General features: G+C 51.6%; 18 protein-coding genes. 11 read left to right on the top strand and 7 right to left on the bottom strand.

Annotation, left to right across the window (positions count from 1 at the left end):
* Window positions 1-4: 4 nt before the first annotated feature.
* Window positions 5-850, bottom strand: coding sequence for a phosphatase PAP2 family protein (locus Q4E93_RS16755; protein ID WP_303587119.1), 846 nt, complete (start codon window positions 848-850; stop codon window positions 5-7).
* A 160-nt stretch (window positions 851-1010) separates the two neighbouring features.
* The gene (locus Q4E93_RS16750; RefSeq protein WP_303587117.1) at window positions 1011-2342 is read right to left on the bottom strand and encodes a Gfo/Idh/MocA family protein; all 1332 of its coding nucleotides are present in this window, start codon (window positions 2340-2342) and stop codon (window positions 1011-1013) included.
* 152 nt (window positions 2343-2494) lie between these two features.
* Here Q4E93_RS16750 and Q4E93_RS34555 point away from each other — a divergent pair, with 152 nt between their 5' ends.
* Together Q4E93_RS34555 and Q4E93_RS16740 are read left to right on the top strand one after the other, a co-directional pair.
* Window positions 2495-3568, top strand: coding sequence for a hypothetical protein (locus tag Q4E93_RS34555; RefSeq protein WP_303587115.1), 1074 nt, complete (start codon window positions 2495-2497; stop codon window positions 3566-3568).
* A gap of 46 nt (window positions 3569-3614) precedes the next feature.
* Window positions 3615-4052 carry a DoxX family protein gene (locus Q4E93_RS16740; RefSeq protein ID WP_303587113.1) on the top strand — a complete coding sequence of 146 codons (438 nt, stop codon included), beginning with the start codon at window positions 3615-3617 and terminating at the stop codon, window positions 4050-4052.
* On the opposite strand, the gene Q4E93_RS16735 is transcribed toward Q4E93_RS16740, so the two are convergent.
* From Q4E93_RS16735 to Q4E93_RS16725, 3 genes are read right to left on the bottom strand one after another with little or no spacing between them, the layout of a single operon-like run.
* A complete protein-coding gene (locus Q4E93_RS16735) occupies window positions 3976-4875 on the bottom strand; it encodes an ROK family protein (RefSeq protein WP_303587110.1) in 900 nt (299 codons plus the stop codon). The two genes, Q4E93_RS16740 and Q4E93_RS16735, sit on opposite strands and share 77 nt — an antisense overlap.
* A 2-nt stretch (window positions 4876-4877) precedes the next feature.
* Window positions 4878-5615 (bottom strand): glucosamine-6-phosphate deaminase, encoded by a 738-nt coding sequence (locus Q4E93_RS16730; protein WP_303587109.1) that lies wholly within the window; start codon window positions 5613-5615, stop codon window positions 4878-4880.
* Window positions 5612-6193: a Crp/Fnr family transcriptional regulator gene (locus Q4E93_RS16725; RefSeq protein WP_303587108.1), complete on the bottom strand. Its 582-nt coding sequence runs from the start codon at window positions 6191-6193 to the stop codon at window positions 5612-5614. Before Q4E93_RS16725 ends, Q4E93_RS16730 begins: the two co-directional genes overlap by 4 nt.
* A gap of 59 nt (window positions 6194-6252) precedes the next feature.
* Between Q4E93_RS16725 and add the strand changes: the two genes are divergently transcribed.
* A complete protein-coding gene (gene add / locus Q4E93_RS16720) occupies window positions 6253-7323 on the top strand; it encodes an adenosine deaminase (protein ID WP_303587106.1) in 1071 nt (356 codons plus the stop codon).
* Window positions 7324-7379: 56 nt separating this feature from the next.
* Here add and Q4E93_RS16715 read toward each other — a convergent pair whose 3' ends face one another.
* Window positions 7380-7643 carry a hypothetical protein gene (locus Q4E93_RS16715; protein WP_303587104.1) on the bottom strand — a complete coding sequence of 88 codons (264 nt, stop codon included), beginning with the start codon at window positions 7641-7643 and terminating at the stop codon, window positions 7380-7382.
* 232 nt (window positions 7644-7875) lie between these two features.
* Between Q4E93_RS16715 and Q4E93_RS16710 the strand changes: the two genes are divergently transcribed.
* Window positions 7876-9462 (top strand): vWA domain-containing protein, encoded by a 1587-nt coding sequence (locus Q4E93_RS16710; RefSeq protein ID WP_303587102.1) that lies wholly within the window; start codon window positions 7876-7878, stop codon window positions 9460-9462.
* 6 nt (window positions 9463-9468) lie between these two features.
* Here Q4E93_RS16710 and Q4E93_RS16705 read toward each other — a convergent pair whose 3' ends face one another.
* Window positions 9469-10434: an N-acetylmuramoyl-L-alanine amidase family protein gene (locus Q4E93_RS16705; RefSeq protein ID WP_303587100.1), complete on the bottom strand. Its 966-nt coding sequence runs from the start codon at window positions 10432-10434 to the stop codon at window positions 9469-9471.
* 49 nt (window positions 10435-10483) lie between these two features.
* Here Q4E93_RS16705 and Q4E93_RS16700 point away from each other — a divergent pair, with 49 nt between their 5' ends.
* The 7 genes from Q4E93_RS16700 to Q4E93_RS16670 all read left to right on the top strand — a co-directional run bounded on the left by Q4E93_RS16700 (window position 10484) and on the right by Q4E93_RS16670 (window position 21410).
* A complete protein-coding gene (locus Q4E93_RS16700) occupies window positions 10484-11386 on the top strand; it encodes a magnesium transporter CorA family protein (RefSeq protein WP_303587098.1) in 903 nt (300 codons plus the stop codon).
* Between the two features lie 186 nt (window positions 11387-11572).
* Complete coding sequence (locus Q4E93_RS16695; RefSeq protein WP_303587096.1) at window positions 11573-12595, top strand: hypothetical protein; 1023 nt, start codon at window positions 11573-11575, stop codon at window positions 12593-12595.
* Window positions 12596-12613: 18 nt separating this feature from the next.
* On the top strand, window positions 12614-14101 hold the full coding sequence (locus Q4E93_RS16690) for an MBOAT family O-acyltransferase (protein WP_303587095.1): 1488 nt from the start codon (window positions 12614-12616) through the stop codon (window positions 14099-14101).
* A gap of 98 nt (window positions 14102-14199) precedes the next feature.
* The gene (locus tag Q4E93_RS16685; protein ID WP_303587094.1) at window positions 14200-14760 is read left to right on the top strand and encodes an RNA polymerase sigma factor; all 561 of its coding nucleotides are present in this window, start codon (window positions 14200-14202) and stop codon (window positions 14758-14760) included.
* 42 nt (window positions 14761-14802) lie between these two features.
* Window positions 14803-15855, top strand: coding sequence for a FecR family protein (locus tag Q4E93_RS16680; RefSeq protein ID WP_303587092.1), 1053 nt, complete (start codon window positions 14803-14805; stop codon window positions 15853-15855).
* A gap of 19 nt (window positions 15856-15874) precedes the next feature.
* Entirely contained in the window at window positions 15875-19636 is a 3762-nt protein-coding gene (locus tag Q4E93_RS16675) for a SusC/RagA family TonB-linked outer membrane protein (protein WP_303587091.1), read from the top strand.
* 10 nt (window positions 19637-19646) lie between these two features.
* The gene (locus tag Q4E93_RS16670; RefSeq protein ID WP_303587090.1) at window positions 19647-21410 is read left to right on the top strand and encodes a SusD/RagB family nutrient-binding outer membrane lipoprotein; all 1764 of its coding nucleotides are present in this window, start codon (window positions 19647-19649) and stop codon (window positions 21408-21410) included.
* Window positions 21411-21413: the final 3 nt, after the last annotated feature.

The following is a 21413-nucleotide window of genomic DNA, read 5'->3' as shown; positions in this document are numbered from 1 at the left end:
CATTTTATAAAGCCTTCGCAAAAGACAATCCGAAAGATCCATTCTGGTAAGAAGGCATCAGCACCGTACCGGGAGAGCCTTTAAAGATGGAATGCTGCAGCTTGGGGTACAACCAGTACGCAAGACGGGTACCGGCAATGCCAAATCCCGCCCCGGCAACCACGTCGTTGAACCAATGCTTATTATTGTACATCCTCAACATACCCGTAGCCGTAGCGACGGCATAGCCGGCTACGCCATACCAGGGAGAGACGTCCTTGTACTCCAACCGCATAAATTCAGCGTTGGCAAAGGCAGTGGCAGTATGTCCGGATGGAAATGAATTATACGCGGACCCATCGGGCCGTAGGATATGACTCTGGCCTTTCAGCGAAAAGACAGCCGTCTGAGTAAATAATTGAGACATCAGCAACAAAATGGTCCGGTCCTTGAAATTATGCGCGCCATGGATCCCTGCCGCATTCAAGCCATATACCGCCAGGGCCGGAACATACATCAGGTAGTTGTCCGCATGCATAGGACGATGCGGGGACTCTGTCCATATTTCCTCCTTTATTCCGGAATTGATACTCTTCAGCCCCTTCACATTTAAGCCCGCAAACCCATAAGCCACCATAGCAGCAGGGACGATGAATTGCTGCACGGGGAAAGGCTTCTTATATTCAGGGATGGTCCAGTCCAAACGATGGCGAAAAGGAATGGTATCATGCAACCTGGAAGAGACCGGCGTGATACTGATCTCTTTGATAACTTCACTATCCTCACTCCCATTCAAGGGAAGAGAATCCTGAGATTTGGCCGAGAGGCAGACGCCGATGCACAGCGTCAACACAGTTGCCATTTTCGTCATGCGGGGCTAATTTTTGTTAATGTAAGAACGACAAAAATCCGGATAAATTCTGTTCAAAATCTGTTTTTCTGTCGCATTTACCCCCCAAAAGGGTTGTTTTAACAGGAAATTAAGGACCTTTCACAGCCCTTAGCCCGGGGCTTCCCCTTACGACGCTCCCCTATATCATAGGTAATTTATACCCATTATGATATTCCTTCATCAGGTATTGCTGATTGATCTTTTCCTCATTGAATTTCCCCGCCTTCGCATCCCAGGCCAGGCGTTGACCACTGCGCAGGCTGATATTCCCCATCTGGGCGACGGTAGCGACATGAGCCCCCGCCTGTATAGAACAGTGCAGATCCTCCATTTTCCGGTTGCGTACCACCTCTATAAAATTTGCAAAATGCTTGTCCAATCCATTGTCCGAAGATTTTACAAACGGCTTGCTGACCTTATTCTTCGACTGCCGCTCCTCAATGACCTCCCACCCGCCCCGGCTTAGTACCAGCGTGCCGTTGTTACCGATGTAGGCGATTCCATGATCACGGCCATAGGACCCGTTGTCGATGCCCATCGCATGGTCCCACACCAGGTTGAATCCGTCAAATTCATACAGCGTGGTCAACGTGTCTGGCGTCTCCTCATAAAGGTCCGGATAGGCAAAATTGCCACCCAGGGCCGCAATGGTCTTGGGAACACCTGCCTTCATGCCCAGCAGCCCATAATCCAGCAAATGGACGCCCCAGTCCGTCATCAGCCCGCCGGCATAATCCCAGAACCAGCGAAAATTGAAATGGAATCTGCTGGCATTAAAGCTGCGCACAGGCGCAGGCCCCAGCCAGCTCTTAAAATCCACCCCCGGTGGCGGAGCAGAGTCCGGCACCACCGGACCTGGCTTCATCCATCCCTGGTAGCACCATACCTTTACTGTACGTATATTCCCCAATTGCCCGGATTGTACAAAGTCCACGGCATCTTTAAAATGCTGCTGACTTCGCTGCCACTGCCCCGCCTGTACAACCCGGTTGTACTTCTGCTGGGCAGCGATCATAGCCCTGCATTCCCCAATGGAATTGCCCACAGGCTTTTCGACATATATATCCTTACCGGCCTGGCAGGCTTCTATCATGATCAGGGCATGCCAGTGATCCGGCGTGCCGATGATCACCACATCGATATCCTTCCGCTCCAGCAGCTTTCTATAATCGGAATAAACCTTCACCTTGCTGGTATCCACGTTCATCTTGGCCAGATCACCCATCCGCCGGTCCAGGACGTTCTTATCCACGTCGCACAATGCCACCACGTTGACACCCGGCAGCTTCAGGGCGGACGATAGATCCGCCCAACCCATACCATTGATGCCAATGGCGCCTACATTGATCTGATCCGAAGGGGTCAATCGCCTGCGTAAGTGCGCAAAAGCCTGGTTGTCAAAGGCGGAAAGCAAAAGAGCCCCACCAGTGAGGAGAGTGCCCTGTTGAAGAAAGTTACGTCTGGTTGGCATAGCTCATCGTATTTTATGATTACTGCGCCAATTTAGGGAAAAAAATTCAACCGATTGCAATCTGTTAGAACATAACGCTGCTGACAGAATAAGCTGGCACTTGCATTTCTCCAGGACGCTTATTATTTTTAGCGGCTAACAATGTCTGACCCATGAGGTACTTTGCCCTATTATTCCTGTTTCTCTGTATTATCACCGTCACACAAGCCCAAAAAGATTCCATTTGCCAGATAGTCATAAAGAAAAATTATGGATCCGCTTTCATTCAGTTGCCCCTGAAACGCAAAAACTATAATTTTCCTCCCGTCTTTAATAGTATACAGGTTGTCGATTGCCGGCAGGATACTTCCAGGCTCGGACTGGCAACCCGGGGCTTGCCCAAAGGACAGATACTTTTCCACACTACGGCAGCCGACGAGATTTCCACCTTTCTCAGTCTGAATTTCACCGACCCAAAAGGGGACAGATCTCTCCTGGTTGCTATAAAGGACCTTTGGCTCTACGATGACGTTGACAGCACCATCGAAGAATCATTTAAAAAGACGATTTATACCAGGCCGCAAGGCAACCTCGTATTCAGATGTGAAGCATACCTCCAGGTAGGTGAAGGCTATCTTCCCCTCACCTACCTGGATACCGTTTTGGCTTCCACGCTTCATAAATCATTGGGTATGGGGGAGGCAAAGTTGCCGGATCTGCTCGCTATCTTTATGAACAAAGTTGCCTCTGTCGACGTCGATGCCATCTCGAAAAGAAGAAGAGTTATTTCGTATAATGCCATTGACTCTTTCAGCCGCACCCGGTACAATTATCCCATGGATACGGCCATTACATTAAAAAAAGGTGTCTATGCCAATGTGGATGAATTTCTGAACAACCAACCCTCAATTGCAGAGTATGAAATAGTAAAGAACCCCAATGCGGAAATGGAATTGCGTATCCGGGATGAGAATGGTACATTTTATTATACGCACAAAATGTGGGGGTTCTGTGACGGGCGGTATTGCTATGTAATGATGGACGGAACCCTCTTCCCTATCCTCCCGGTCCAACACACATTCTATGTGTTAGGCTCTAAAGCTTACAAAGCCAAAAAAGTACACATCCCTCTCTTTATCGCATTTCCGGGAGCATACCTGTACGGGTTCGACACGGCAAGTGAGACGATCATAAAAAAACTAACGCTCTTCAGGCTCGACGTTCGGTCCGGAGAGATCATTCAGTAAGCCATGTCACAAAAACAAAGTCCTGTCTGTCCTATGTATAAAAAGAATGAAAAAGGACAGGAGGATCTATCGGATCACTACAGGTATCGTGACCATTGTCATGCTGTACAGCATATTTAGTTTTACTTTGTTCGATCATGCCATATATCCGGAAGGGGCATTCCAGCACCTGCATCTGCCGGGATATTTTCAGGTAGAACTTACCGTCGCCAAAACATTGGGCTTAGTCGCGCTTCTGGTACCCGCCATACCATTCAAAATAAAAGAGTTCGCTTATTTTGGATTTGCCATTACCCTGGTGTCGGCCATCATTGCCCATTCTTCTGTAGGTGATAAGTGGTATAATATTGCTGATCCGCTGGGCTTTCTTGTTGTGCTGATCATCTCTTATATATATTTTCTAAGGATCAGAACACTTCGCCAAACACAAGTGCGGCAGCGCCCAGAAAACCAGCCTTATTACCCAGCAAAGCAGGCTCTATGAGGGTTTGCGCGGCTGTCTCTTTCATGGCCAGGCGCAACGCCTCCTGCCTGATGGGACCTATGTAATCCCCGCCGGCTTCCGTAATGCCGCCGCCAATGATCACTTTTTGAGGACTAAAGATATTGATCAGACTGGCTATGCCGGAGCCCAGGTATGCAAAGTGATGGTGCATCGCCACAACAGCGGCATCCTCTCCTGCGAGATAACGTGAAAAGATCAGGCGGCCATCCGAACCGGCATTTCCACCCGCATCCGCATAATCCCTGCTCAATGCCTTCACCGATGCATGTGCCTCCAGGCATCCCGAAGCGCCGCATCCACAGGGCCGTCCCGGAAAGGCCACCCGTATATGACCCAGCTCGCCGCCCCTGCCGCGATATCCGCTGTATAACCCGCCATTCACTACCAATGCACCCCCGACGCCCGTACCGACAGTGAGAAAGACCACATCGGTCAATCCTTTCGCTGCCCCGAACCGCAGCTCGGCCAGGCCCATAAGGCTTGCATCATTGTCTATTACGACAGGCAGCCGGGCATATCGCTGCAACATGCTCCCGAGCGCCAGCCCCTCTATCTCCGGCAGGTTTGCGCCACAACCCGTAACCACTTCCCCATCCATGAGGGCCGGAACGCCAATGCCGATGCCTTCGACCGACAGCCCCTTCAATGCTGCCACCTCTCCCAGTTCAGTAATGATCGCTTTCAATTCATCCAACACACGGGCCGTAGCCCTCAACCCCTCGTGCAATATTTCTCCTCCAGCATCCACGATGCCGTATTTGATATTCGTTCCGCCCACATCAATCCCGATGGCGTAAGGCATATTTACTCTTTATTGTTCGATAGCTTTCCGGCTGCGGCCCTGTCAAGATGCACATGCAGACTGGGATGACCCCGCAAAAGGCTGGCAGGTAATACTTCGGAGATGGGGCCCTCCAAAGCTTTTTGGACAATAGCCGCTTTATGCTCGCCGATAGCCAGCAGATACAAATGCCTGGCTTCCAGAATATCCCCCAATCCCAGCGTTATGCCACAGGTCAGGGTCTGGTAGCTGGGAAAATATTTCTGCCCGGTAGCCTGGGTGGAAGGATGAAGCACGGATACATGACAACGTACCTCCGGAGAAGTCCCCGGCTCATTCATAGCGATATGCCCGTTGGTCCCAATCCCCAGTATAGCCACGTCAATACCCCCATGTTCCTTTATAAAGCTTTCTCCACGGGCACACTCCCGGGCAGGATCATCCGCCCTGCCATCAAAGAAACAGATCCGCTCTTTACGGATCATCAATGGATGGAAGAGGTCCCGGTCCAGGTAATATCGGCAGGAACCCTCATCAGCTCCATTCATGCCCACCCATTCGTCCAATCCGATGAAATGCCAGTTGGACACATCCAGTCTGTTGGCCTTTGCCCGTGCTTGCATTTCACGGTATAGCGCAGCCGGCGTATCTCCCGACGCAGGACAGAATAATGGGTTCGTCCGGAACGTCATGTAGGCGCTGACACCGTCTGCCACCCGTTGCGCCATCTCTTCCGCAGTATCGCTTATGATCAGATTCATTTGGTAAATGTAGCATTTTTCGATCCTTTCAGCAGCCGGTTCAGGCTCCGGACAGATATGCCCAGGTATCCCGAAAGATCTTTCTTGGTGAATATGACCCCGCCGGCATCCAGCACAGCCAGCAGCTGCGCCAGGCTGTAGGACAAAGTATACAGTTGCTGCCGGGAAGCCCTGATGGCGGTGTTCGCCAGCCTGCCAGCCATCAATTCCAATACCGCCCTGTTAAACGCGCTATTCTCCATCAACAGCTGTAAGAACCAGGCCTTATCGATCCTGACAACTGAAACGGGCGTCAGCGATTCCACCGTAGCCATACCCGTGGTTTTCCGGATAGCTTCCAGCTCCCCCAATATTTCTCCTTCCCCTAAAAATTCAAGGATATATTCCTTACCATTCTCTTCCGCGATAAAACATTTTACGACGCCCTTGCGGATGATATATACGCTTCGGGTATTCTTATCCTGTTGTATTAAACGCTTCCTTGCGGGCAGCTCCTGGATGGCGATTGCCGCCATAGACGCGTCATCGGACATCAGTTTATCTAACAGCTGAAGAAATATGGGACTTTTCCTGATCATGGTGCCGGTTGGGACAAATGTCCTAAAAATCACCGGTAATGGCAGGTAATTTTGTATGTATGAATCGACACATTCCCATTCGACAGCTGATCGCGCTCTCCCTGTCCCTGCTCATGACCCGGCCCGCGCCATGTCAGTCCGCGCCCCCCGCCGCCTGGCCCAAAGTACAGCTGCATCTCCACCTGGATTGTTCACTGAGCTATGCCGTGGTCAAAAAAATCGACCCCTCCATTTCCCCGGAAGATTACCAACGGGACTTTATCGCACCGGCCCGTTGTACCGACCTTCGTGACTACATCACCCGCGCTATACGAAGCATCAGCCTCATGCAGACAAAACAGTCCCTGAGATGGGTGACCCTCGACCTGTTCCGGCAACTGCAAAAAGATCATGTTCTGTATGCCGAAATTCGTTTTGCCCCTCTCCAGCACCTGCAGAAAGGTCTCACCCCCGAAGAAGTGGTGACGGCCGTGAACGATGCCGTTGCGGAAGGCATCCGGAATACAGGCATACAGGTGGGAGTGATCCTCTGCACTTTACGGCATTACTCCGCGGAACAAAGCATGACGACGGTACAGCTGGTTGAAAAATTTCGCCATACCCATATCGTCGGGTTTGACATAGCCGCCGACGAAGCAGGTTATCCCATCGACAATCATATTGCGGCATTCGCCTATGCCAGGGAAAGGAAGATCCCCTGCACTGCCCATGCCGGGGAAGCAAAAGGCCCGGCCAGTGTCCGGGAAACGCTGGATAACTTTCACCCCAGCCGCATCGGCCATGGTGTAAGAAGCATAGAAGACACTGCCCTCGTCAGCTACCTCGTCGCACATCATATTCACCTGGAAATATGCCCCAGCAGCAATCTGCAGACCAATATTTACAACAGCCTGGGAGACCATCCTATCCACCGCCTCTACAAAGCTGGCGTATCGCTCAGCATTAACACAGACGCATACACGATCTCCAATACGACCCTGAACAGGGAGTATCAGCTGGTGATGGCTCAGTTTCACTGGTCAAAGCAACAGTTGCTCACTTGCAACCTCGAAGCCATCGACCATGCTTTCACAGACGATAAAACAAAAAAAGAGATTCGGGAAAGGCTCTTGCAGGGCTATAAAGACTAAAATGGAGGACGGCATCAATACCGTCCTCCATGCGTATATATAGAATAGGAATATTATCAGGCTCTCGCCAACGCCAGGATCCGTTGATCGGAATTGATCAGCGCATCGGTGACGGCATCGAAATATCGCTTGTCCTGGTCCCCACAAGCCTTAAACCCTTTCGAAGGCAATTCATGGATCACCTGCGTCCCGAACAGATACTCCAGCTCCAGGTCCTTGGGGATAATAGTGTACTGAATATGATCGCTCTGGCGTATAACGTTGACATCCACTTCAAATATCGACTTGTCATATTGCAGTTTGATCGAAAAAGATCTCATACGCTGTTTTAGAGAATTCTATCCAAAAAAGTATGCCAATCTTTCATCGATCTTTCTGACGGACACCGGCCCGTCTCCAATGAGGAAAAAAATCCCCAGAATGCGCAAACCCGCTCTGGCCCTTCTATGGCCGTTTTTTTGTATATTTAGCCGGGCGGAATCTTATCAGTTCAGTATAAAATCAAATAACCTGAAAACAGCAGGTTCCATACTATTGCTTAACATCTTTTTCATGCCCCTGTCAGCCCAATACTATTTTACAGGTGAAGTGAAAGGCGCACACGGGGACAATCTGCAGCACGTCGGCATTATCATACGATCCACCGGGGAGATCTACAAAACAAGCGCTTCGGGTAGCTTCGAGATCATCACCCGAAAAACAGAGGATTCGGTGACATTCTATCTGGATGGATACGAATCTTATTCCACCGCTGTCAACACCAACGGATTTCTTCGGGTTACGTTAAAAGAACTGCCGTTGTCGCTGACGACGAAAAAAAAGAGCCTGGCTTCGGTGATCAATGGGTCCAGCATATCATTTGCATGCAACAGCAATGGCATTGCATACTCCAATGTCAAAAGGTTCCTGGATATGGGCATGCACGTTCCGGCAGAAGCCGTCAAGGTGGAAGAAATGTTGAATTACCTCAACTTTTATTACGAAGACCCGGAAAATGAAGAGCTCTTTCATTGCGCCTCCAATTTACTCTCCTGCCCATGGAATGACAGGCACAGACTACTGTGCCTGAACATCTGCACTAAAAAAACCTCCATCCGCAGGCCTGCCAGCCTGGTCTTCCTCATCGACGTCACGGGCTCCATGGATATGCCGAACAAGCTGCCCCTCGTTAAATCCAGCCTTCACCTGCTGATAAAAAATCTCCGGGACATCGACACCGTTTCCATCATCGAATATGGAGGAAGAGGGCGAGCGCTCGTAGGCGTACCCGGTTCCCGAAAAGATCAGCTCGTCAGGACCGTCGAACAATTGTCCGCTGATGGTCCTTCGCCCGGCGAAGCAGGTATCATGCTGGCTTACAAAATAGCGGCAGGACAGTATATCCCCGGCGGTAACAACAGGGTCATATTGATCACGGATGGCGATATCTCCTCCACTCCGGCGGCCAGGAACTACCTGGCAGACCTCGCCAGCCGCTTCTCCTCCGACAGTATACACCTCTCCTGCTTAGGCGTGGGGCTGAACAAAGAAGAAGCTTCAGAGCTCCCCATGCTGGCCCAGGCAGGCCATGGAACCTTCGGCCGTATAGAAGACGCACAGCAAGGCGAACGTTTGTTATTGGACGATCTTGCAAAAGGCCTGTCCGAAGTTGCCGGGAATGTCTGTTTCACCGTCGCCTTCGATACCTCCCTGGTGCAGGAATATCACCTCCTTGGCTTCGAAAACAAACACAGCGCCCTGGAAGACACCACGCTCAGATTTGTCGGGGGCAGCGTAGCTTCCGCCAATGCCCAGATGGCCATCTTCGAAATTATCCCTAAAAAAGACTCCACAGGTAATGAGAACCTTGCAAACATACAGATCCGCTACTGCCTGCCCGGACAAAACAAAATAAGAACAATGAGCTTCGATTGCCCCAACAAGTCGGCGCCTTTCGAGACGGCATCGGCAAGCCTCAAAAAAGCAGTCTGCATCGCCCTCTTTGGAATGAAGCTGAAAGGCCCGGATTATGCCGCTCAGCTCAGCTGGAGTGATATGGAGAAAATGACAAAAAAGATCTTTTCTGCTAACAACTTCATCGACAGGGATTACATCTCCCTGCTGGTAAAAGCCCGGAAGATCTATGAACATGCACCGTGATTCCGCTTACCGCTGACTCTTCGGCTCGCCGGAGCCACTGGTTGTGCTATCAATCCCCGCATTGCTCTTACGATTGCCTTCCACGGAATCCTTATACTTTATAAAAGCATCCAGAATATTCTGTACTACCTCATGCTGCCCTTCCTCGCTATTCAGATATTTCTCCTCTTCCTCATTGGTGAGATAACCCGTCTCGATCAGCACGCTGGGCATGCCGGTGGCTTCCAGTACCCAGATGCCTACCTCCCGCTGCTGCACACCCTCGGTTTTGCGCCCCGCTTTCACGAACTCATCCTGTACCAGCTGGCCAAAAAATGCGCTGTTGGCAAAATACCTTTTCTCGTATAGCTGAGCCCGTATCCTGGCCTCCGGAGAGCTCATGTCCATCGGGGTGGCCGTGCTGTCCCCCATATCTTCTCCCCCCAGGTCCTTTTCATTGATCTGCGTGCCCTTATATTGTCCCCACATCGCCTTCCATATATAGCTCGTGGTTCCCACCGTCATGTTCTTCCTCGTCTCATATTCATACACAGGCTGCCTTACCTTCCTTTTCCCCTTTTTGACCAGCTTGTGGCCCACCAGGTGCCTTACTTCATACTGCCCGGCTGAATGACCATTGGAATTGGCATGAATGCAGATAAAAAGATCGCCTTTCGCCTTATTGGCAACGTCTGCCCGGACACGAAGCCCGGCATGGATGCTGGATGCATTCCCCGGCATTATATCCGTGGTCCTGGTATACACGATCTTGATTTCGGGAAATGCTTCCTGTATGGCCGCCCCCAGCTTCATGGAAATCGATAGCGCTACGTCCTTTTCCCTGGAGAACAGGCCGCTGCAGCCATAGTCGAAACCCCCATGGCCAGGATCAATAATGATCGTGCGCAGGACAGCTTTATGATGGGGACGGGCATTGAATGAAGTAAAAGTGATAATTCCCGTCAGTAGAGCTATAAGGGTTATCTTATTCATCCAATAAATTTATGAAAAAGTGGGTAAATTGACCATTAAACAAGCCCAAATGGTCTACCACCTCACGCCAGGCACCGAATACCCCTTTAATTGGATAGATATTCTCGATCCCAATCAGTCGGAGCTGCAGGATATCGCCAACCAATACAGCCTGCTGGAACAATCGGTGCAGGACGCACTGCAAACAGACCACCTGCCAAAATATGAACACCTCAAAACTTATACATTCGCTATCCTGCGATTTTATGCCCCGGATAATGAGGTCGAGGCCGATACCGTTCAAGAGCTGACAAATAAGCTGGCGCTATTCATCGGAAAGGATTTCATCATCACCATACATAAAAGGCAATGGCCCGCATTGGACAAGATCACCCGGGAATTCATCCATGAAGAAACATGGAAAAAACCTGCGCATGTTTTCAACGCCATCGTTGTGGCCGCACTGCAATCTTTCGACGCCCCCGGAAAGAAGCTGACGAGATCGATCGAGTATTATGAAGAGAATATTTTTCTTAAAAACAAAAAAAAGCCGATCCTGAAAGGCCTTTACTTCCTTAAACGCAAAGTGGATGTCGTCAGAAGAATATTACTCCTCACCCACGACATCATCGAACAGGTAGACCCTCCGGAAGAATCTAATGCCTATACCAGGGATACCAGGGACCTCTACGTAAAAAACCAGAACATTTTCGACTCCCTGTCGGAAAACACTAACCATCTGCTGAATATTTATTTCAACATCTCCGCTCAAAAGACCAATGAGACCATGAGGGTGCTCACCATATTCTCGGTTTTCTTCCTACCCCTCACTTTCATTGTTGGCATCTACGGGATGAACTTTGAGCACATGCCCGAATTAAAATGGCGGCTGGGCTATCCCTTCGCCTACCTCCTGATGGCCATTGTTACCATCGCCATTTATATCTGGTTTAAAAAAAAGAAATGGCTGTAAGGCCCCTGCCAGAGAAAATACCCAGTTCCGTGGATTGATTTGCTGCAAAAATTGCATACCTTGGTTCATATCATCTTATTTTGACCTCATCTTCCTGTCCCTCTACACCTTTCCTTTTATAACGCTTCCGGAGACCACAAAGCCACACGTTGGGTAATAAGCTTCATTCACCTCTAAATCTAAAGAATGCCTGCAAACAATCTTTCGAAGGCTGCTGTATTCGCCCTCCTGGTCGTCGTATTGGTCATCGGAGGCTGGGAGATCTACCTTCGCAGCAAGGGAGTACGCGTATCTTATGACAATGGCAAAGAGCTCTGGGCGGATAAAAGGGCCATGGTCTATGAGCTATCCGATAAGACCACTGTATTCATCGGCTCTTCGCGGATCAAGTTCGACCTCGACATCGACACCTGGCAAAAAGAGACGGGCAGACATGCCGTTCAGTTGGCGATAGAGGGCAGCTCACCGATTCCCGTGCTGACTGACCTGGGCAATGATCCGGATTTTCGTGGCAGGCTGGTCGTCGATGTAACGGAAGGATTGTTCTACTCCGGCGATCGCTATAACCTTCAGAAACCGGAATCCTACACTGCATGGTATAAGAAAAGAACGCCGGCGGAAAAAGCCAGCTTCGTGCTGGATCACGCCCTGGAGTCCATGCTCGTCTTCCTCGACAGGGACAAGTTCTCCCTGAATGCAGGCCTGGATAGGTTCGGTATCCCCGACCGGCCCGGTGTATATGTCTTTCCCAGCTTTCCCATAGATTTCAACTGCAGTGATTTTAACAGGCAGAGCAAAATGACGCCCAGGTTCGTGGCAGACACGCTCCTGCAACATCGCGTTCAGGACGTTTGGCTATTTGTCATGGACCTGGGAAAAAAGGCGCCGCCCCCCAAACAGGATCCGGTGCCCCCGATCCTCGCAGTGGTAAAAGATGCGGTCGATAAGATCCGTGCCCGCGGCGGAGAGGTTGTCTTCATCAGGACTCCTTCCAGCGGCGTCATGCGGGGTGTCGAAGAGCATGTGTTCCCCCGTACAAGATGCTGGGACCCATTGCTGGCAGCCACGCATTGTCAGGGTATCTACTACACCGACTATGACGCTACCAGTCATTTTATTTGTCCGGAATGGTCCCACCTGAGCCCGCAGGACGCCATCAAATATACAAGAGCATTGATCACCGAACTTCCTGCCTCGTTCACCCGGTAACGCAAAACTAACCCGATCATGGTATTCAACTCCTATACATTCATCGTCTTCTTTGCCATTGTGCTGGTCCTGCACAGCCTCCCCTTTCCCTGGAAAGTAAAAAAGATAAATTTGCTGCTGGCCAGCTATATTTTCTACGCGGCATGGAACCCTCCTTTTATCCTCCTGCTCTGGCTGTCCACCATAGTGGATTTTTTTGTAGGCAGTGCGCTATACAGGCAGACCAACATACACAAGCGGCGGGCCCTCCTGGTCATCAGCCTGATCGGCAACATCGGGATGCTCTGCTTCTTCAAATATGGAGGCTTCCTCCTGGAAAATTTTGTCACGGTCATCAATGCGCTTGGCATCGATTATCATCCGGCAAAACCAAATATCATTTTGCCCGCAGGCATATCTTTTTACACTTTTACTACCCTTTGCTATACCATCGACATGTATAAAAAGAAGAGCGAACCCGTGCGGTCGCTCCTGGACTTCTCCCTGTTCGTGACCTTCTTTCCCCACCTGGTGGCTGGCCCGATTGTTCGCCCTCCTCAACTGGTGCCCCAGTTTGAAAACCCACGGAAGGCCACCAGGCAGCAGTTGATGAATGGCTTATTTCTGCTGTCGCTCGGTCTGTTCATGAAGGTGGTGCTGGCTGACAGCATGCTGTCAGCTTCCGCGGATACCATTTTTAACGCACCGGGTAAGCTGTTACCCCTGGATGCCTGGATGGGTGTCCTGGCATTCAGCGGCCAGATCTTCTTCGACTTTGCAGGCTATTCCACCTGCGCCATCGGGGTGGCGCTGTGCCTGGGCTTCGTGCTGCCACAGAATTTCCTCTTCCCTTATGCGGCCATCGGCTTTTCCGATTTCTGGCGAAGGTGGCATATTACATTGTCCGCCTGGCTGCGCGATTATTTATATATACCGTTGGGAGGCAACCGGAAAGGCACGTTCAGGACCTATATCAACCTCATGGTGACCATGCTGCTGGGGGGATTATGGCATGGCGCGAACTGGACCTTCGTTGCCTGGGGCGGGCTGCACGGCCTTTACCTGTGGGTGGAAAAATTCTTCACCGACAGAAAAGAAAAAAGCCGCGTTTCTGCCATTGGCGTGGAAGAAAGCCCCCTGCAAGGCAGGACCAGGCCGGCGATGGCTGGCGTCGGACTGCCCGGCAATAACACCGGGTGGATCTATGCGCTGTTGACATTCTTCCTTGTAAATATTACCTGGGTCTTTTTCCGCAGCCCGAGCTTTACAGGCGCCGGCAATATGCTGGGATCCATGTTCGGGATGACTAACGGAGGTACCCCCCTGCTCACCACCATGGCCATGATCAGGATAGCGGTGATCATTTCGGCTATGCTCATCGCCCATTGGTCAATGCGGAACACCCGGATACTGGACGTCGCTAACCGTCTTCCCTGGTGGTTCACCGGCCTGCTATGGTCGTCAATGTTGATATTGCTGATCCTCAGCCAGGAAAGCAGCAGTTCATTTATTTATTTCCAGTTCTGAGCCCGCGGCCGTTGCCGCATCAAATGGGGATATTATCTTTGGGTTAAGGCTCCTATAAAGGAGCAATCCATATCTCCTTTGCCTAATTTTATGGCCCAATGGCTCAGATTACCAACCATGACGACCTTCACTGGACGCGCCTGAAGATGGGCGACCCGGAAGGACTGGGTTATTTATATGACCGCTACGCCGATAGCCTTTTCCTGGCTGCTATGCGCATCACCGACGACCGGGACCTGGCAAAGGATGCCCTGCAGGAAGTTTTCATCGAATGCTGGAATTACAGGGAAACCCTCGGCGACGTCAGGCATTCCCTATCCTACCTGTCGAAAGTACTCCGGAACATCCTGGTAAAAAAGTTGAGATCCCGGCAAGCCGTGAGCCCTCTCCCGGCATTTGAAACACTACCCTGCCCCGAACATAACAGGGAAGACAGCCTCATTTCCCTGGACACTGACAAAGAGAAGTCCCACCGGCTGAAAGAAGCCCTCTCCAATCTCACAACCCGCCAGGCCCTCATTCTTAAATTACACTTTTATGAAGGCCTCAGCTATGAACAGATCGCCGACAAGCTGAGCATGAACTACCAGTCTGTCAACAATCTCGCTTTCAGGACCATCATGCGCCTCCGCCGCCACGTTCCAAAAAAAATTATCTGAACCAGTGAGTATCGGAAAGCCCCTCCCTTCTCTTTTAGGTAGATGAATCGCAATCCTGACCTATATACTGCTTACGGAGAGGAACTATTCGCGGCTGACGAGTATTTTCAGCAATGGGTATTGCATCCTGACAGCGATAACACCCTTTTTTGGGAATCCTGGCTTGAATTAAACCCTTCCCGGCAGGATATAATCAAAAAAGCAAGAATACTCGTGCGGGAGCTGGCAGCCAATGACTACTTTATTCACCCGCTTAGCGCCTCCGAAAAAGCAGACATAAAGAGTGAGCTGTTCCGGAACCTCAACCTGGGAAGCACCCCCCATCTGAACGAAGCTATCCCTCTTCGCCGCCGCACCCGCTGGATCCCCTGGGCCGCCGCCGCCTGCCTGCTGGCAGCCATCATAACTGCCTGGCTTCTTTTTACTACCAGGCCCTCTGCGAACGAGGCATCGCAAGAATATGCAGCCCTCACCGTCACGACGGGCCCGTCAGAAACGAAAAGAGTCATCCTCGAAGACAGCACCTCTGTCATCCTGAACGCAGGCTCTACCCTGCAATTCAGGAATAGCTCACGCGACCACGATCTCCGCGAAGCCTGGCTCACTGGCAACGCATATTTCAAAGTTAAAAAGGATCGAAAACCTTTCCTCATCCATGCCCGCTCTCTTGCCATCGCCATATTGGGCACTGAGCTTAACGTCAACGCACGCTCCGCGTCAATAGCAGTGGAACTCACCAGCGGCAGGATCAAAGTTCAGCAAAAAGACAGCAATACCGCCGCCTACCTGTTACCCGGCGACCGGTTACAGCTTGACACGATATCCCGTACCCTCGTCAGGACCACCATCGATGCAGGCCTCTATACGGCCTGGACAGAAGGCAATTGGAGTTTCCGGAAGACGCCCCTGGGAGACATCGCCGCATTGCTCGAAGAATACTACGGCGTCGACGTGCAGTTCAGGAGCCCGGGAAGCAGGCGCCTGCGCATCGATGCCCTGATGCCCGTCTCCAATCTACAGGACCTGGTCACCGTACTCCAACACACTTTGCCGATAAAAATTACTTTAATACAACACCAGTTGATAATTAACTAACATCCCTTAACAAACCGCTATGAGTAAAAAGTCTGTCTTTACACAGCGCTTTAGTATCCCCCTATGCCTGTTCCTGACGCTGTTGCTGTCCGGCAGCTTCAAAGAAAAGCAACCCATCTCCATGTCCCTGGAAAAATTCATGACCAGGTTCCAGCATACACACAAGATCTATTTCAGCTATGAAACAGATGCATTGAAGGAGGTGATGATCACCTACCCGCCGGATGCAGACAGCCCTCGGGCCGACCCCGCTGTCGTGCTGAAAAAAGTCCTCGCCCCTTCCCATCTCACCTATGAAAAGGTTAACAATGTCTATATTATAAAATGGGCCGCGGGAAAAAAAACATCACTGGATAACAAGGCGGCGGCAGTATTGGACCTCATCGTAAAAGGGAAAGTATCCGACAGTCACGGTCCGATGGCAGGCGTCACCGTCCTCCAAAAAGGAACTACCAGGGTCACCAATACCAATGAGAATGGCAATTTCGAATTAGCCGTCTCCGGTCCGGACGCCATCCTCGTCTTTACCTATGTTGGTTATGCCAGTACCGAAATAACCCTCAATGGACGCCAGGAGCTGAATGTCATCATGGAAACAGGCAAGGCGCAGGAATTATCCGGCGTCGTCGTGACAGCGTTGGGCATCACCCGGACCAAAAGATCCCTGGGCTACTCGGTGGGTGAGATCAAAGGCGAAGATATGAATCGTGTCAGCCAGACCAATGCGCTCAACAGCATGGCAGGAAAGGTCTCCGGCGTCACCATCAGTTCCACCGGCAGTTCCCCTACCTCCTCCGTCAGCGTGGTGATCCGTGGCATCCGTTCCCTCAACAGTGACAACCAACCCCTGTTCGTCATCGATGGCGTACCGGTAAAAAACTCTCTAAGCAATATCGGTTCCAATATGGGCAGCGACAATGATGCGGATTTTGGCAACGCCATTTCAGATCTTAACCCCAATGACATCGAGAGCGTCTCCGTCTTAAAAGGTCCCAGCGCAGCAGCCCTCTACGGCTCCAGAGCCGGCAACGGGGTCATCCTGATAACGACAAAGTCCGGCAAAAGATCCAACGGACTGGGCATCACTGTCTCTTCCAGCACAGAATTCGATAAACCCTACCATTATCTCCCCACCAATCAAAGCTACACGGTCGGTACCGATCCGTACACCACCCCCAATGGGTTCAATAGCTGGAATGGCAAGATCGTCGACCTGGCAGGCACCAACACCTACCGCTTCGGCACGCCCCTTAACCAGGGCATCAGGGCCATCCAGTGGAACAGCCGGCTATTACCCGACGGCACTTATGAAGAACATGAATTGATCAGCCATAATAACCTGAAGAATTTTGTACAGACAGGCATCACCTCGGTTAACAGTCTCTCCATAGAGAATGCCACCGATAAGGATAATTACCGGCTGTCCTACACCAATACGGCCAACAAGGGAATTATTCCTACCACCGGCCTTTCCCGCCATAACCTGGCCCTGAACATCGAACATAAAGTTGCCAGGAATTTTGCCATCAGCTCCTCCCTCAACTACACGCGGTCTGGCTCAGACAATGTCGTCGCCGGCAACAATGGCGGCGTCCTGAGGGATGTGGCCTACCTGTCCCCCAGCGTCGACATCCGGCAGATGAAAAATTATTGGCTGACCCCGGGCATCCAGCAGCGAAAAGCGCTTCCTCCCGTTGGCGTCGACCAGGACCCCAGCTTGTTCGATCCTGCCTCGGACGACTACGACAACAACCCCTGGTTCACGCTGAACCAGGTTAAAAATAGTTTCCTTCGCCATCGTCTTTTCGGCAACGTCAAAGTAGACTACAAATTCAATCCGCATTTCAGCGCTTTCCTCCGCTATTCCCAGGACCTCCTGCACGAATCGAGGGAGAACAAGATCTCCAAAAGTTACAACGGCGAGCTCAACGGCTTCTACGGCATCCAGAAGCTCTACAACACCGAGTCCAACACCGACTTTCTCGCCACCTATACCAACAGCTTCAAAGATCTGTCTCTCTCCGCCTCCGCCGGCGGCAATATCCAATACGTCTACTCCTCTACCCTCCAAAGCTATTCACAGTCCAAGGCCGGCATCGTCGCCCCGGAATTTTTCAACCTTTCCAATATCGCCCAAAGCAATCTGCGCACTGCCAACAACTATTCCGAAAAGGCCATCTACAGCCTCTATGCCACAGCCTCGCTCGGTTACAAGGACATGGCCTACCTGGACCTCACAGGCAGGAATGACTGGTCCAGCACCTTACCCTCCGATAACTTTTCCTACTTTTATCCCTCCGCTTCTCTCAGCCTGCTGCTGAATAAGATCTTCCACTTCGGCGAACAGGTAAACCTGTTCAAACTACGAGGCGGATGGGCCAAAGTAGGTAAAGACACCGACCCTTACAATCTCTATGGCACCATCGGCATCGGCAGCTTCGGCGGCATCACCACGGAATCCACTTCCGGCACACAGAAAAACCCTACCCTCAAGCCCGAGCAGGCCATCTCCACAGAGCTTGGAATAGATATCGCACTGTTCAAGTCCCGCCTCCGCTTCGAAGGCACCGTCTACCAATCGGATAATAAGAACCAGGTCCTTGGCATCAGCACCCCGCCATCGTCCGGGTCCTCCAGCCGCCAGATCAATGCCGGCCTGGTGCGGAGCAATGGCATCGAACTGCAGATAGGCGGCACCATCCTCACCAACCAGGACTGGAACTGGAACCTGAGCGTCAACTACACCAAAAACAACTCCTATATCATGTCCCTCGCCAATGGCGTCCCCTACTTCTCATTCTGGCAGGACGGCCGCAGCGGCTCATGGACCTATGCCAAGGGACAACCCATCCCCAACACCTTCAAAGCCGACGGATCACCACTGATCAGCGACGGAAAATTAGGCCAGCTCTGGGACAACAGGGTGGCCACCGTCACAGACAAGAACTCTCCCTACTATGGATACCCGCTCCTCGACAATGGCGGTCAGTACCAGCAGGTGGGCAATGGCGATTTCGCTCACAAAGAGGTCGTCGGCAATTTCAATCCCAAACTATTAATGGGCATACAAACCTCCGTCTCCTATAAAATGTTCACGCTGACAGCCAGCATTGACATGCGGCTGGGCGGCACCTTCTTCTCACAGACCTACCGCTATATGCAATCCGATGCGGCCATGGCCCGTCAGACCAATATAGGCATCCCCATCCCCGCCGCCAACAAAGGCGATATCCCCGCCTACCTGAAATCCAATCCCAACCGCTTCATCAAATTCTCGGGCCTGCAGCAGTTCCGGCTCGTGGGAGGACCTACCACGCAGACCGGCGGCTTCCCTTATACCAGCAACGGTAATATCACCATCGATGATGGCGCCTTCTTCCCCGGCGTATACGAAGATGGCAGCGGAGGATATGTCGAGAACCTGGGGGATATGAACCTTACCAAACTGGATAGTTATGAAGATGCCGTCACGGCTGGATGGAATTTTGCCAGGATGAGCATGTTCGACGCCTCTTACATCAAGCTGAGAGAGATCACTCTCTCCGCAGAGCTTCCCAAACGCCTCGCCAGTTCCTTAAAACTGCAGGGGCTCTCCCTGGGTATCTATAGCAGGAACATCATCCTGTGGACAAAGGCCAAGGCTGGCATAGATCCCGAACAGGCATTCCAATTCCAGGCAGGACCCCAGGGCAATGGTTCCCAGTTCAGACAGGGCATTGAACGATATAATATCTCCCCCTGGACCATTCCCATGGGCATCAAACTCAGCGCAAAATTTTAAAACCCCGGAAATGAAAAGTACTCCCAAAATATTCATCTGTTTTTGCACCCTCCTGGTGCTTATCGCCTCCTGCAAGAAATTCTCTGTGCTCAACACCGACCCCAACAATATTCCTCCCTCCGCCGCAGCGCCGGATTACCTCATGGCCAATGTCCTGATAAAGACGGCAATGGACTACGGCAACCTGGGGTCCGGCAATATGTCCGGCGCCATGCAACACACCGTCCAGGACGCCTTCGGCAGCACCTATAGCCAGTACAATTGGGATCCCGTCGACTGGACTGATAATTACGCACGATTGAGAGACAACAAGCTCATGCTGGAAAAAGCCCAGTCCTTCGGTTGGAAATTTCATCAGGGCGTCGGCCTCATCATGCGGGCATTTAATTATGGCGTCATTGCCGACTTCTGGGGAGACGCGCCGGACTCCATGGCTTTGAAAGGAGCCTCGGACGGAGCGGAAAATCAATTCCCCGTATTCGATCCACAGGAACAGATCTATGACCACGTCATCGCCGACCTCAGCGCTTCCCTCCCCTTCCTCACGGGCACAACAGCCGACCATCCCGAGATCACCAGCGTCACCATCTCCTCCGACGTTTTCTATGGCGGCAACCCGGAAAAATGGACGAAGCTCGCCAACTCCCTCCTGCTGCGCTATTACCTCCGCCTCTCCAACAAACGGAATGTGAAGTCCGAAGTAGAGGCGCTCGCAGGAAAGGTCTTCCAGAGCAACGACGACGACTGGGCCATGCCATTCCCCGGCCTCGACGAAAACACTTCCTATGATAAAGCCTCCGCATTCAAAGGCAACTCTAATTTTAATAGGAATAAGATGTGCGCCACCCTGGTAAAAACATTGGACGCACTGAAAGATCCCCGCATCGTCATTATGGCCGAACCGATCGTGACCCCCTCCGTCGTGGACGGCACTAAATTCGCTCCGGGAGATGTCACGACCCTCCTCTTGCTGCAGAATGGCACCAGGTATATCAACCCCGCTGCCGCGACCGCAGCCCATTTCAAGGAGTTCGATATCTCCACCTATGCCGCCGACAGACCCTATGGCACCCCCATCGCCAACGTATGGAATTTCTTCGACACCTCACCCGTATATGTAGGCATCCCTATCAGCTATTCCTCCAATGACTTCGCCTACAATATCAACGGCGTAGGTACCCAGTCCACTTCCAACAACAGCTATGTCTCTTACATGCGCCGGGATATCTATGATAATCCCGGCGGCAGCCTGCTGCGGCAACGAATGGCCTCCTACAGCGAGATCTGCTTCGACCTGGCAGAGGCCGCTCTTAAGGGATGGAGCGTCGGACATTCCGCCGAAGAATGGTATAACGAAGGTATCCGCGCTTCCTTCGACTGCTGGAAAGTCTTCGACACCTATCAGGCCGATGTCAACAACTACGCAGGTTGCGTCAAGGACTATGCCGCCTACATCGCTCAACCCTCCGTGGCATACAATGGTACACTGGACAGGATCATCAGCCAGAAATGGATCGCCTCCTGGCAGGCATCCTGCGAAGCATATATGGATTGGAGAAGGACTGGCCTGCCCTCCTTACACATCGGCTGGGCTTCTTTCCGGGCCGCCATCCCGCTTCGTTTCGTATACGACAATGCAGAATTGCAGAACAACCCGCAAAATGCCGCCGCCGCCGTCAGCAAGCTGGAAACCACCCCTTACAACGGTACAGACGGCAACAATAGCTCCTGGTCAAAATGCTGGCTCCTGCAAGGCACCGGTAAACCCTGGTAACTG

Source organism: Flavitalea plasmicola (genome assembly GCF_030546645.1).
GTDB lineage: Bacteria > Bacteroidota > Bacteroidia > Chitinophagales > Chitinophagaceae > Puia.
The sequence above is the reverse complement of the archived record's forward strand: the minus strand, read 5'-3'. Positions and strand labels throughout refer to the sequence as shown.

Excerpts from the sequence above, each read along its gene's own strand:
- Q4E93_RS16715 (WP_303587104.1), bottom strand. The coding sequence starts at position 7,643 with ATGAGATCTTTTTCGATCAAACTGCAATATGACAAGTCGATATTTGAA.
- Q4E93_RS16700 (WP_303587098.1), top strand. The coding sequence starts at position 10,484 with ATGGTCTACCACCTCACGCCAGGCACCGAATACCCCTTTAATTGGATA.
- Q4E93_RS16675 (WP_303587091.1), top strand. The coding sequence starts at position 15,875 with ATGAGTAAAAAGTCTGTCTTTACACAGCGCTTTAGTATCCCCCTATGC.
- Q4E93_RS34555 (WP_303587115.1), top strand. The coding sequence starts at position 2,495 with ATGAGGTACTTTGCCCTATTATTCCTGTTTCTCTGTATTATCACCGTC.
- Q4E93_RS16685 (WP_303587094.1), top strand. The coding sequence starts at position 14,200 with ATGGCTCAGATTACCAACCATGACGACCTTCACTGGACGCGCCTGAAG.
- add (WP_303587106.1), top strand. The coding sequence starts at position 6,253 with ATGAATCGACACATTCCCATTCGACAGCTGATCGCGCTCTCCCTGTCC.
- Q4E93_RS16725 (WP_303587108.1), bottom strand. The coding sequence starts at position 6,193 with ATGATCAGGAAAAGTCCCATATTTCTTCAGCTGTTAGATAAACTGATG.
- Q4E93_RS16695 (WP_303587096.1), top strand. The coding sequence starts at position 11,573 with ATGCCTGCAAACAATCTTTCGAAGGCTGCTGTATTCGCCCTCCTGGTC.
- Q4E93_RS16750 (WP_303587117.1), bottom strand. The coding sequence starts at position 2,342 with ATGCCAACCAGACGTAACTTTCTTCAACAGGGCACTCTCCTCACTGGT.
- Q4E93_RS16710 (WP_303587102.1), top strand. The coding sequence starts at position 7,876 with ATGCCCCTGTCAGCCCAATACTATTTTACAGGTGAAGTGAAAGGCGCA.
- Q4E93_RS16680 (WP_303587092.1), top strand. The coding sequence starts at position 14,803 with ATGAATCGCAATCCTGACCTATATACTGCTTACGGAGAGGAACTATTC.
- Q4E93_RS16735 (WP_303587110.1), bottom strand. The coding sequence starts at position 4,875 with ATGCCTTACGCCATCGGGATTGATGTGGGCGGAACGAATATCAAATAC.
- Q4E93_RS16690 (WP_303587095.1), top strand. The coding sequence starts at position 12,614 with ATGGTATTCAACTCCTATACATTCATCGTCTTCTTTGCCATTGTGCTG.
- Q4E93_RS16740 (WP_303587113.1), top strand. The coding sequence starts at position 3,615 with ATGAAAAAGGACAGGAGGATCTATCGGATCACTACAGGTATCGTGACC.
- Q4E93_RS16730 (WP_303587109.1), bottom strand. The coding sequence starts at position 5,615 with ATGAATCTGATCATAAGCGATACTGCGGAAGAGATGGCGCAACGGGTG.
- Q4E93_RS16670 (WP_303587090.1), top strand. The coding sequence starts at position 19,647 with ATGAAAAGTACTCCCAAAATATTCATCTGTTTTTGCACCCTCCTGGTG.
- Q4E93_RS16755 (WP_303587119.1), bottom strand. The coding sequence starts at position 850 with ATGACGAAAATGGCAACTGTGTTGACGCTGTGCATCGGCGTCTGCCTC.
- Q4E93_RS16705 (WP_303587100.1), bottom strand. The coding sequence starts at position 10,434 with ATGAATAAGATAACCCTTATAGCTCTACTGACGGGAATTATCACTTTT.